The 13,444-nt window shown below is 48.3% G+C and carries 3 protein-coding genes; all 3 read right to left on the bottom strand.

What is annotated here, in order from left to right; genetic code table 11:
* Positions 1-168: 168 nt before the first annotated feature.
* The 3 genes from QHH26_11505 to QHH26_11495 all read right to left on the bottom strand — a co-directional run bounded on the left by QHH26_11505 (position 169) and on the right by QHH26_11495 (position 13,443).
* Positions 169-6,582, bottom strand: a complete 6,414-nt coding sequence (locus QHH26_11505; GenBank protein MDH7482581.1) for a PQQ-binding-like beta-propeller repeat protein — start codon at positions 6,580-6,582, stop codon at positions 169-171.
* 60 nt (positions 6,583-6,642) lie between these two features.
* The gene (locus tag QHH26_11500) at positions 6,643-10,731 is read right to left on the bottom strand and encodes a hypothetical protein (protein MDH7482580.1); all 4,089 of its coding nucleotides are present in this window, start codon (positions 10,729-10,731) and stop codon (positions 6,643-6,645) included.
* 90 nt (positions 10,732-10,821) lie between these two features.
* Positions 10,822-13,443: a hypothetical protein gene (locus tag QHH26_11495; protein MDH7482579.1), complete on the bottom strand. Its 2,622-nt coding sequence runs from the start codon at positions 13,441-13,443 to the stop codon at positions 10,822-10,824.
* Position 13,444: the final 1 nt, after the last annotated feature.

The following is a 13,444-nucleotide window of genomic DNA, read 5'->3' as shown; positions in this document are numbered from 1 at the left end:
GTAGCTTTTGCGACGGTTTTAATCACCAAGCGTTTGAAGCCCGGCAACTGCCGTTGCGCAAACACAATGATGTTATCACTTCCTGGCAACGTTGTCAATAATTTGGACAGATGCAGTTTTAATGCTTGCATCAGTTTTCTGCAGGCATTAAAATCCACCCTTATGTCTTTAGTACTTAGCTCCATAGAATCGTGGACAAATAGTCTCGAAATATAGGTCGGTATTCCCTGAACGAGTGCTCGTCCAGAAAACCCAGATTTCGCTCGACAATGCGTTTGAATAGGTATTCTTTATCGCATAAATCTGTCCTTCGTTTACTATTTGGTCTGTTAGGTAACCGAAGGCGTTCCCTTTTGCGTCAGGTTCCTCTTGGAATGTTACTGTATGCTGCTCCGTAATATATTCCGACGACCCGGCAGGTTTGTATCTGACTTCAACTCTCTTGCCTTCTTCAATAGAAGTAAAGTAGAGACGGTTCTTTACCCAATCGGTTTCTACAGGAGTCTCGAGCGGCGGGTATGCGCCTACCACGGTCACCGATTCAACATCGGCGACGCCCTCTGGAGTTACAGCAACCTGCCTATTCAACTTAACGCTGTTCCTGAAAGCCTTGTAATACAAACCTGTTCCTTTGCCACCAGGAGCCGGACGCCTCCAGAATAGCCATAGGCGGTCCACTGGCGGACCGATATCTTCAGGATAATCAGCTTTTGGCAGAACGAACGGATTTCCTGGCCCGGGGCGATAGCGAGGGTTCGGATCGCTATCCAGAAGAACAAATGGCGAAACATCCGAAACATCATCGGTCGTTAGCCTATAACCCTTAGGCTTATAGGTGGCTAAAATTCTAGCTCCGGCCTCCGGAGTGCGCAGGAATTTAACTGTGCCTTCTTCTGGATTGATTATTACAGCACGATATAATCCTTTCAGCTTTACTTGTAAAGGATCAGAGTTATCCGAATAATCGAATATCAAAGCGTGCGTTTGTGAGTCCTGGATATACTTACCTACGTTTAGCTTCAGTTTGCCTTCTACAGGGTCAACTACCTGCACGGTAAAGCTCGTAGCGGTACTTGGAGGATCATCAGAGTCCAAGCTAGGTTTGCTCGCATCCCAGTCCACATGCCTTGAGTACCAAATCGAGGTCTTTGCGTCTCGGGTCAATTCTTCGTCCCTAATCTCAGGCAAGGTTACAATATCCATGTTCAAACTTCCGTCTCGATTAACTCTCTGCGGAACTTTATATCGGCTCAAGTAAATGTCCGAATTTTTGTGGAATGCCGAGAACCCCGAATAAACAACATCTATGACGTTTGTCGTTCGACCAGCAGTAGGCCTAAACAAGGGAACTGGCTCAGCTACAGATGTAAGCCCGCGAGGCACCGAGAGCTGGGCATCATTAGACCAATTGCTCTCAGCATTGGGACCATCGGGGTTTGGGTTTGCGTTGAAATATAATCGCCATTTGTTGTTATTTCCACCATACCAGAACGACCAGAGCCATAGTTTTGAATTTGACGGGTCGCTGCCAATTCTAGTTGCTAGCCCTCTAATACCGTACTTAGGCATTGTCCAGTCGTGCGTTGTGGTATAAATTGTTGAACTCGGACTTCCACCTACCAGCTCGGTATAGAACACCCTATGTTCAGCAACCTTTCGGTCTACACCAGCAATAGCTGTTTGATCTTTATAAGCCTGTCCTCCAAAAAAGAGCCAAGCCCTGCCGCTCATTTTGTCAACGGCAACAGACGGATTGCTAAACCTCACGCTTCCCGGCAAAAGACTGCCGCTAGCACCTTCAGGTGGCTGTGGGAAGAAATCAGCAACACCGCTGGGATTTGGGAAAGCTGCATTTGCGCTTGTTGGTGACCACCACTGCCCAGCTGCTGGCGCTGCAAAGCCCCATCTATCTCCTAGCCATGGCAGTGTAGATTGGTATAAATACCATGGGTCGGAAGCAACTGGCGTAGAAGAAGAACCTCCAGTATCCCCACCATATCTACTGCTAGACCAAAATATATGCAGGTTGCCGCTTTGCGGATCTATATATGCTGCGGGAGACATATCACCCGTGTTTATTGAGGCACCCGCGTCTATTTGCGGAAGCGTTCCAGGAGTTGTACCATCCGTTAGCCTAGCCTCGGTAACCGTCACTTTTACCTCAATTATCGGATTACCAAGTGACTCTCCCACTCTGTAGATTTCTTCTGCTTGCGGCCAGTCATGATATAAAGTAAACTTTTGCGAATATGTGCCGACTGGCTGGCCAATGGGAACCGCCACACTAAGTACCGGCAGCGTTGGAGTCAACCCCGGTCGTAATGCAAGCCAACGATCAGGAACATCGGGAATCCTCAGCACTGTTGGTGACTCGCCTACCCTCGCTTTGTGGAAGGTTCTGGTTAACGGAGGCAAATTAGGCAAAGGTGTAAACCCTGGACTTGACTGGAACCTTGGGTCTAGCGAAGAAACCACACAATCCGCCGGCAGCACATTTCCTGACCCTCCCGTAACTGGGTCTTGGACTGTATCGCTATATAAATCAAGCGAATACAGACGACTGCCAGGTGGCTCTACCTTGCGAGCCAAGCGAATGTTCATCAAATTGACATTGCCAAGATTATATACAGTAAAAGGTTTGAACCATTCGCCGAAGCCACGCTTTGGCCCATTCCAACTCAACAAACAATCACCAAGATTCTCAAGGAATGTCATCGGCAGGCCAGTATTTGGATTCACGGTAAATCCGAATCCCTGCGGCACCTTGCCAATGTCAATGGTCTTTTCTACAACTTCAACGCGCTGGTCCACAGGAACATGCACTTGTGCTTCAACTTCGCGGTATGCCTCAGCCCTTGCTCCACTAACTTGTCGCTGAATTAGTACCGATTGACCCAGTTCAGCAGGCTTATTTAGTCTGCCATCCCTGTTCGAATCAACATAGAAGTAGACTTTTCCAGTGTAACCTGAATTCCGCCACTCCAAAGCAGTAGGCGAAACACCATTTGGTACGTTCGCCGGCTGGAATCGTGGAATGGTGTATTGTATCAATACCGGATTGACCCCCACAGCCCATTCATCTGAACTGTTTTGGATAGGCAATGATGGCCAGAGGCTCACGGTTCCCTGCGTAGGATCTTCACGCGTGCTTGCCATTACGCAAGAAAGATTGCGTGAGCGGATATCAGGATAATCTAGGCTTGAGTTTATGCCAACATAAGGCGGCAGTGTATCCCACGGCAAAGGATTTACTACCCTATCTGGTCCTCCCGTCCAGGCGAGGTCCTGGCGTTCAACTCTGAACTTGTCTATTCTTTGGTTTATTCTGAAAAGCAGGCTTCTATCGCAAACATTAACGATTCTTTCCTCAGAACTCGTGCCATGGCTTACGACACCGCCTTCAACCCAAGGCATATAGCCAATAAGGTCATTGCCATTCATTGAGGTACAGGCTAGGTTTCTCCTTGTCTTGAACAAATTTGCCTGTGCCTCTACACCCACGCTTGCCGAGACACCTATGCCTGTGGTGTCATTGTACACAAGCCCTAGGGGGTTATTGATTGCCAAAATCTGCGGCACGTATTTCTTTCTATCACTCATGTCCTTGCTATGGTCCGGCACCACGGAATCGCCTGGAACGGCTTTCTTGTCATTTCCACCAGGTCTTTCCTGAACGGATACTGTTATTCGGCTGCCTGGCGACTGTGGCTTGCTGTGGGAAGAACTGTCCAATACATAGCAGTACTTAGCCCAATGTATGTATTTGCCGGTATCTTTGCTTTTAAAGCATCCTTTTGAGGACATAGTAAATGATTGCGACTGATCGCTTTCCTCCCCAGGCCCCCTGCTCTTGAAAATAACCACACAGTTGCTTTCGGTCTTTTCCTTGAAGCCATCATCGCCAAATTCCTTGCCTTCATTGACATCTTTACCCTCGGAATCCTTCGGTGGTCGGAGGTTCCAAGCTATCACATAGATTGCCTCACCCCATTCAAATGACAGTGGTCCACTCCTTGGATAACCTAGGGCAACTGTATGCAAGTTTTCAGGCAAGTCGTTTGGTGCGGTGCCCTCCTGGAGTTTGTCATAAATCTCTTTTGGAAAGATATCTACTTCTGGCTCGGCATTCTCCCCGGCCCCGCTAGTATCTTCGGGTTCGAAGTTCGGGTCAATCGTCCTGTTGAAATCCTCCAGCCCACCAGCACCACCGCCACTTCTGCTTGAGAATGCCCAAGTTGCACCGGCGGTATCGGTTACATACATCCTGCCCTCGCTTAATGCTGGCGATGATGTAACCCGACCATAAAGTGAGTATGACCAAATTTTCTTTTCAGTACCATTTCTTAGGTCAATCCCATAAATCCGATTGCTTTCGGTTCCCACAAACGCCATCGGAATATTCGATCCAGGAATAATCACGCCTGCTGGGCTTGAGTAAATAGCTTCAAATAAGTCGGGATAGCTCTCCCACTGGCCTTGCTCCACAAGTCCCAGTCCATTCTCGGCGTTGACAGCATAAAGATTTCCATCCGACGATCCAACCACCAAAATAGGGTCCACGTCTCCTGGCCGCTTGATAATAAGCGGCGACGAATAGAGAAATGCACCCTTACTCTCTTGACTGGCTGGCGGATACATCCACTGCAAGCTGCCATCAGACTTGCTAAGCGCAATTACTCTACCTGACATCTTATATTGCTTGGAGGGGTCATCAGGAGGACCCCATGTCGGACTATAACCGCCAGTGCACACATAAACATAATCACCAACAGCGGTTGTGCTTGATATTTGACCAAGAGTCTTTATTTGCTCGCCTTGAGCCGGGTCAGGCGGATACACCCAAAGAAGCTTGCCGGTTGTTGCGTTGATAGCATACACACGCCCATCGCTAGAGCCCACATAGAGAACGGTTCCGTCTAACGCTGGCGAGGCGTATATGGCTCCGATTGAACTTTTTTCAGGTGGTGGATACACCCAAACTGGTTCTGGTTCGCCTGGTTGCAGCGCATACACACGGCCGCTAGTGCTACCAATATACAGCCTTTTTGTGTCGCTAATGTCATCAACAACAGGAGACGAGAATTGGAAGCTTCCTAATTCCGAAGGAACTACTTTAATCATGTCGGCTGCGACATATCTAGGTTCCTCAAGCGATAGGCTAGTTTTGCTGGTAAGTGTTATTGAAATCCGCTCGCCCGTCTGCACAATATATTGACCGCCTAGCCTTATCCACTTTCCACCGTCGCGCTGGTCAACTATTACAGGCGGATTTTCTTTCGTGCCGACCTTTATAGTATATCTAGCATCGGAAATATATGGCTCGTCTGCAGTTGACGGTGGTATCCAAGCATAAATAGCATACGAACCCTCTGGAATATCCTCTGGGAACCATTCAAATTTGCTATCGCCATTTGCGTCCGCCATGACATGGTGGTAACCAATGCCTTGATAGCCGCCATGGAGAGCTCCCTCAACCCAACCGCCGCTACTTGAGGTGAACGCTACGTCGCTATCGTCAACAAACCATCCTGGCCCTCGCCATACACACCTCTCAGCATCAGTAAGCGGCGTGGCATCTGTTCTCAAAGCATAAATAGTGCCATCTGCTCCTGCTACAAAGGCAACTTCTTGGCCATTCAGCTTTCCAATAGCAGGCGTGCTTGAGAAACCACCTTCAATCCACGCATTTTCATCACTTGGAAACTGCCATGCGGGCCATCCACGGTCGTCTGTTTGAGTTGGAATACCTGAATCTGCTTCGGTACCAACGCCATATACAACGCCGACATCGCACCGCCCCGTTTGTGTACCAACCGAAGGCTTTAGACGAGTTTCAATGCGCGGCACAACTACGATTGGGTTTTCGTTGCTGGCAATCGGAGAAGAAAGCGCCACTCCCGTGTCCTGTTCAATCTTAACCGCATCGGCAATTACAACCGTATTTTGCGGCCTTTCTCGCTTGAATGTTTTATTGGATAACCTAATTTGGAGCGTATCGCCGCCCGCACCTAGTTTCAGCTTGAATGGCGACGTTCCTAGCGGAACCCAATTGCCACCAGAAGTCTGGTCAATAGAAAATGTGGCGACGGTTTCACCATTTATAACAACTGAATATTGAGCATCCGTTGTATGAGGAAAACCGGAGACGTATGAGGGGAACCACACATAGATATAGAACTTTACTTGGCGTGGAGCCCCAGAATCTGCCATTTCGAATGTCCATGTAGCGACTTCTCCACCGTCATTCGTCACCATAGCGTATAGGTAGTCATCCGCATAAGCATCCGGCGATTTCGCATCTGCCGATTGCCGCTGCCATTCAGGGGTCGCATTAAATCTGCCAGCTGAATCCTTATCATCAATCACATTGTTTGGTTCCCGCCATTCCTTTTCGGGATAGGGAAATATCCAAATTGGAACAGGCTTCTCATATACCAGAGAGCCATTCTCTCCCACACCTGTTCGCTTGGCATCATGGCGAAACATCGGCCACTGTCCAGCGGCAGATAGAGGATCGCCAGAAACTATGAATAAAATTGCGGTGGCAACTAAATATATAATAATCCTTGTTCTCATTTTCATTTTCACCTCCCGTCTGGGGAGCAACCTGGCCTTATTCAAACTTTGGCTTGACATAATTCTTTACTGCCTTTCGGCGCTACTTGGCTGCTGAAGTTCGTAACTTCCAGGAATAGCGCTAATAGTTCCAACAATCCCGCAGTTGCTTGGCCAGCTGGTTGGATCCAACTCTACAATTTCTCCGCTGAACCCAAACGGTCCCCCTGCCCAAGATGCCATATTTGTTATCAAAACATTGAGACTCGGCAAAATCTTTCCATGCACAGGCATCATCAAACGCCCTGTGGCTTTGAAGTAGTCTGTTGACATGCAAGCATAGATATCCTGAATAACGTCTTTGCCGCCGCTCACGGCATGGTCTATGATATAAATTCCCCTTGAATCAGTTATTAGGTCGTAATAGCGCGTATTACTGACTTTGTATCTATCAAAGCAAGTTGGATTGAACAACTGGAACTTTTTCCCGTTCACTGCCTCTATTTCCGTAACAACGGTTCTTATCAGACCGGCAGAAGGATTGGTCGCAAGGTCAGCGGCTGTCATATCAGGGCTTGGGTCAATAACGACAAGCGCGCCACCCTCACGTTCTCTACCAATCGCCTCGGGAGCAAGTGTTGGGTCGGGCAATGTTGCATCGGATGGGTCGGGCGATTGTGGCTGGTAGTTTGTAACAATTGCTATTAGGGTTGACCTTCGACCTTGTGGAAAATCCGACCACAGTTTCTTAAATCTGTAGCGTTTTCCTTGCTCGAAAGTTCGAGTTGTCCAGACAAGTTCATTCACAAATCCGACATTATCAATATACTTTGCGGCAATTTCGACAATTCGGTACTTTCCTGCATCGGCAATTAGGTAGTGATATTCTGGATAACCTGTGCTTCTGTCTCGCTGTATCCACATATAAACGTCGGTTGGCTCGTTCAACGAATCATTTGGCTTATAAGGATCCTGCGGCGTACTCTTACGAGGGTCCACAAAATCGCTAATCTGCCAAAGCACTTTTCCAGCCCGGTCTATTAGCACAACCCTGTTGTTTCCGGTATCTGCAACAACGATTCCGCCACCTACTGTTCGCCTTGCTACCGAAGGCCTGTTTAGAGGCGTGTTGACCTGGCTGTAAACATCGCCAGCTGGAGACGTGCTCCTAACGAAGCTTATCGTCGAATCACACGACCAAACGGCTGAGCCGCCTGCATCAATTTCGAGTATTCGCTTGCCGTCAGCCACAAGTGTAAGACCGTTGTGGAGAACGACCAATCCAGCTTGTGTCGCTACCGCAAGGATTCCGTTCTGCCCTGCGACAGTCGCCCATACGTTGCCCGCAACGCTGGGAGGATTTATGCCGGGCATTGCAGGAAAAACTCTGATTAACTTAACGCTCTCGGGGTCTTGGGAAACATTTGAGCATGGGCCACGGAATTTCTCATTTAGCTTGCCGACATCCAAGACAGCAATCATGCCATTCGCACAACCAACAAACAATGTGTCTCCAATCAATGCGGGCGATGAAGTTATTTCTGTTTTGCCTAATGGATTATTCGGCAGCCTTGCAAACCATCTTAGATTATTCCATGAGTCATTTGGATACCACTGGCAGGTGGAAGCTACCGAGCCTGCGCTAGGCGGAAATGCAGCATGGCACTGAGACTCTGGCGTACCACTGCCACCTGCTTCCTCGGCTATGTAGAACTTTACCACCAGGTCTTGAGAGGCGGAAAGCTCGGTCTGACTATTTCGAGGATCGCGGAAGTTGACAAATGTAATTCTTCCCCTCTCATAGTCTACTCGGTACGCGGCAGTGCCTCCGCTATCTTCAGGAGCTCCTCCTATTGGCACTGGTTCGACGCCCGGATTCAGCGTATCAAACTGATATACTTCGACTGGTCTGCGGCGGTCAATTGGGACGCCAGTATTGATTACAAAGGAGGGGTCAGCTTCGAAGGCGAGAATCATCCCCTGCCCGTCTACATTTACAGCAACATAGACTATGTCATCGCCTATCACCGGCGACCCAACGGGCAAAGCTTGACCGCCAAGAAGCTGCACTGCGCCAGGATCGCCAAGGAACCATCGCCATTTAATGACAGCCGCGCCGCGTCCGCTTTCCTGAGCAGCATAGATTGAGCCGTTTTCTGCAATATAGTACAGCACATCATTTGGCCCTGCTGCTGGGGTGGAAAGAACTCCGACACCCTCAGGACCTATTCCCGTTGGGCGACGCGTTTTTACGGTAATACGCTGGCGATACATGCCGGTGGCTAGACTGCTTGCATAATCTACCTCATAATTGGCGAATAACCCAGTTCCAGGAGGAATTTGCTTAGGAGCGCTCTCGTTGATTTCGAACTTTCCTGGCTGGTTAATTCTTATAACATTGCCTGTGACATCTTCTATTGTTCCATCGGGAAGCACATAATAGACCTGATATGAACCCGGGGTTTCTATTATGGCGGTGCTTGGTAAAGCAATTTCATAAATGCTTGTTCCTGTCCCAGTAGCTCCGACCTTTTTAAGGGGCTCGCCGAACACTTTAATTGGGAAACACTGGATGGCGCCATCGGATGTTCCTTTGATACCACGTGTCGCGAGATGAAGCACCTGGTCAACTGCTCCGGTCGCCGGATTGCGGAAATATCCAATTGTAGGCGAGTTTAAAACCTGGCCAATACCTGAGAACTGAGGCGGCCTTGGCCACACCCAGGAAATATCTCTGTTATAGTCGTGAGCATAAAGCCTGCCATCCGAACTTCCACAATATAGCACGCCATCACAAAAGGTTGGCGCGGGAATATCGTAATCGCTTGCAAAAGGAACACCGAGATTAAGGGCGTCGTGTTTCTGGCTTCCGTCGCGAGCGCAGTACCCGATAACTTTGCCCTCTTTTGTTGTCACAAACACAGCAGGGATAAAGTTACCACCCACCGAAACGTAGGCAGTCGTGGGCGAAGATGCTGGGCCAACCTGATCAAACCACACTTCATCGTAAGGTGTACCTGTCCCAAAATCGGGTTTACCATCGTCAGGATTTCCATCGTTGTCTCTATCTCGTTCTGGCATGAGATCAAACGCATGGAGTATGCCCTGGTTGTCAACGTAAAAAACCATATTGTCGAGGAAAGCTGGCGAGGAACCTGTTTCCATTGAGCCAGTCGGTGTTAGGAATTTCCATAGTATCGCCAAGTTGTTACTCATTCGCTCAAATGAATAACCTGTATGGCGAGGATTTTTATGGAAAGTAGTATGCTCCGAGCCCCAGCTTACAATATTGTAGGCGAATTTCAAGTCTTCGGTTTGGGCAAGCATCCAATTCTGTTTTGCGTATGGGCCGTTACCTACAGCGGCACTAATTGCAGTCCCCACGTTCTCACCAACAGCAACGATATGGCCGCTGCCGTATTGAGCAGCCGCCACAATTAATCTCCCTTGTGACAGAACTACGGGGGCAAAATAGTGAGGGTCTGCGGCTGATATAAAGTTCCTTCCAATCAATTCTGGACCTGGTCCGAGGTTGCTTACTTCCTCCCAGCTAAGAGTAAAAGGCATGGTAAGCAGCGGATGTGCTGGGTTGGGAACATCTGCTAATCCTGGCGAACCGCCTGTGCCAAAATCCAAATCGCGTATGAAAAAAGCATTTGTGTCACTGAATCTAGCGCCTCCACGGTCTTCGATCCAAATTACACCGCCGGCGTCAACCATTTTCCGAAGTTTTTCGATATCACGTGGCTTAAGCAAAAGGTTTGAACTGGAAGGACATGTCATAAAGAGCACGTCGAACTTTGCTAAATCAGAAAATGGAGCGTCTATCTTGACTTCCCAGTAGCAAGCCATGTCCTTTGTTACTTGGTCGCCAGCTTTATAAGCTGACCCCCATCTATTAATAATGTCTGGTGTCACTCTCGAGGGCGCCAAAGGATTGACGAACTCCCAGCCGGCTGGCTTGAGCTCGCTCCGCTGGTCCATCACATAGAATATATATGGGTCGCTTGCTCTGCTGTATTCAATATTTCCTGCATTATTGTATTTAAAGATCAAAACGCCAGCTTTGATCTCTTTTCGGCTACCTGAATATACAAAGCCAGCCGCTTGCACTACGCTGGTCAGCAATACAATGCAAACCAAAATTGCAATTATTGTTATAAACTTATATCTCATGAAAAATTCACCACCGTTTCAACCGGTGTAGCCCATGTTTTCCATTTATTCTGATTACTTCACAGCCCGTCTTGTTCCAAATATTCCATATTAAGTGGGTTCACCCATATAAAGCATTTGCGGGCTTACTGGCAACTTTGGAAGTAGTGGCAGAACTCTACCATACTCATCACGGCGAACTGGAAGCTCCTGAGTTGGGCTGATTGCTACATAAGGATATGACAGCTGATCGTCGTAAACAAAGGTTAAACCCGCCCTTTTGTCTGTTTTCCCATCCTGGTTGGGGTCGAGAGGCGGTCTATATGCATCAACAAACTCACCTGACGTTCCATGTTCAGGCGGAATCCAACCCCACTTTTCCATCCAAGCGCTTGAATCACCAATGGGCGCAGGCAAATTCTCGCTTATGGAGCCGTAGACAATTATTCTTATATCAGGTGGCTGGCCATAAAACGGCCACAGTGGATTTGTTCCAGGCGGCCTACGACCAAGCCTTCGGAAGTTTTCCTCTGTGTCCGTTGGATCAGGATTCATCCACGGACCGGGGATAATAAAGAACGACTTATTCTGCGCATATATGAGTGCTTCTATCCTTATATCTAGCGGTTGGATGAACGCTCGCGAGAGATAATAATCCTGCGTACCAGTCCCAAACGGCATACTCTGGTCGAGCTGGAAACCAATATAATTCTCCTTGCCCGGTAGCCCCCAAATCGCATAATTTGGACTCTTATTACCAGGATAGGAGATTTCCAGTGGGAATGCCGCGCACTCCCATTCATCGTATTGCTGGGTCCAATAAGTGTTTGGATTCAAAATCATATCGCCAAGAGGATAAACATATCGCAAAGGAACTAAGTTTGCACTTGGATTAAACATGTAGAACGAATAATATGGATTGGAACTTACTTCGGCTTGGCTTGGCGGATAGTTTAACAAAAGGTTTATATAGCTTGCGCCACCAGGAGCTGCTGTATGTCTCGCATAAAGCCTGACAGGAATGTTCGGATATGCCCTAGCAGGATCTGCTCCAAATGCAAAACTAAACCAGAACGACGATTTTGGAGAAACGTCAAAATGTTCTGCGCCTGGATTTGGAAGCGGGACTTCTCTTGCAGGCCCAAAAAACTGCGTCGTGTTTACGCATACATAATCTTCGGCTAGCAGAGCGATTGCGCTTTCATTGGGCTCGGCTGGATTTCGGAGAATGTTTCCATCAATGTAGATGGTTGCGCCAGATACAACGGTGAGCTGGACCTTTGGAGGAAGCACGCCTTTAATCCGTATGTTCCCCTCGGCAAATATCACGCCGTTTTCTGGATAATGCATTATAATTTGCTCGCCGGTAGCAGGAAGAGGATTGCCATCCTGGTCGCGCCATATATAGCGTGTTCTCTCATCCCTGGTTATAACAATATCTGGTCCGGTCTCAGGTTTATTATCATTATCAGCATTATCGAGGTCGTAAGGGAAAAGGGTGATAGTTACAGCAGGCGGCGTGTAATATGGGCCATTCCAATACTCTGTTCCAGGCTGAGTCCAGTTTGCCCGAAGGGTATAACCCTCGCTTTCAGTTTGGACGTCGCGAAAGTTTGCGATATAAATACCCTTGCCCCAGCCGTAATAGCCTGTATTATACCATTCGCCTTGTCTTGTCTGCCTCCACTCGCCTGAATTCCGAGTAAGCTCACGATATCTTGTTACCCTGCTTGCGGTACCTAGTGCATCTATCAAAGGTGGCTCAATCCTTGTAATGTGCCTTGGCCTCTTTTGGACGTCAGGTTCGAGCCTGCCATCTCTGTACTTTCCAATCTCAGCATTAGGATCATCTGGACTCGTATTGAAAGTCGGCGAACTGCTTTCCTCTGCCTGAACACCATTAACATAGACTGCGGTGACATCTGGTTCCGATGGCGAAGGCGGCGCGGCATGGCTTATATCGCCAGCCACTTCAACAACATCGCCTCTGCTTGCATCCAGCCAAACGTAGTTCTTGCCATGCCAGATTAAATCGCCATTTACGCGGATAGGTGCGCCATGAATAGTATTATTCACTAGCTCGCCGAAGTTTGTTGTAAACCTTGGAGTGCCTAGGGGTAATGCACCTGTCCTTCTATCTTTGTTTGTTATGAACCTGGCGTAATCGGTAATGCAAATTGCCTTATATGCAACGAGTTCAGAGCGCAACCGAGAAGGCTGTTTTGTCCAAGTAGTAGGGTCATTCTGGTCAACAATTCCCGAGCGGCCAATTGACGTTATCTTGATATACTTTGACATCGGGTCGCCACGCTTTGGCTCATAGGTTACGAGGAGGAGAAATCGTCCTTTACCATAATTAAACCTGCTGAAACCTTTTATCAGCCACTGGTAATCAGGGTCCAATGGGTTGGGTTTATCTGCCGGAGGTAAGGACTCAGGGTTTTGGCCATTTGCTATTGCTTGGACTACTTTCGGGAATGTCGGCACTGGCCGCCAGTCCGCCCCTTCCTCGCTGTAGGTTAGTTGGTGGTCCGCATATCGTATACCAACCTCGGCAAGATACTCCGCTGACAAGCTTTCGCCGCTTCTTTGTGCTCTCACCAAGTTTCGAGCAATGAGAGCAACAAATATGCCGCCAAGGAAGAGCAAAAGGAACATAATTGTCAATGCCAGTATGAGCGACTGGCCTCTTTGGTTAGCTAATGTATTTCTGCCTGGTTGATCTTTTTGCATT

It is taken from the genome of Armatimonadota bacterium, assembly GCA_029907255.1.
Classification (GTDB): domain Bacteria; phylum Armatimonadota; class UBA5829; order DTJY01; family DTJY01; genus JAIMAU01.
This window is presented reverse-complemented; position numbering and strand designations above follow the sequence as displayed.

Bases quoted from the DNA above. Each gene is read 5' to 3' on its own strand.
- QHH26_11495 (MDH7482579.1), bottom strand. From the start codon at position 13,443: ATGCAAAAAGATCAACCAGGCAGAAATACATTAGCTAACCAAAGAGGC.
- QHH26_11500 (MDH7482580.1), bottom strand. From the start codon at position 10,731: ATGAGATATAAGTTTATAACAATAATTGCAATTTTGGTTTGCATTGTA.
- QHH26_11505 (MDH7482581.1), bottom strand. From the start codon at position 6,582: ATGAAAATGAGAACAAGGATTATTATATATTTAGTTGCCACCGCAATT.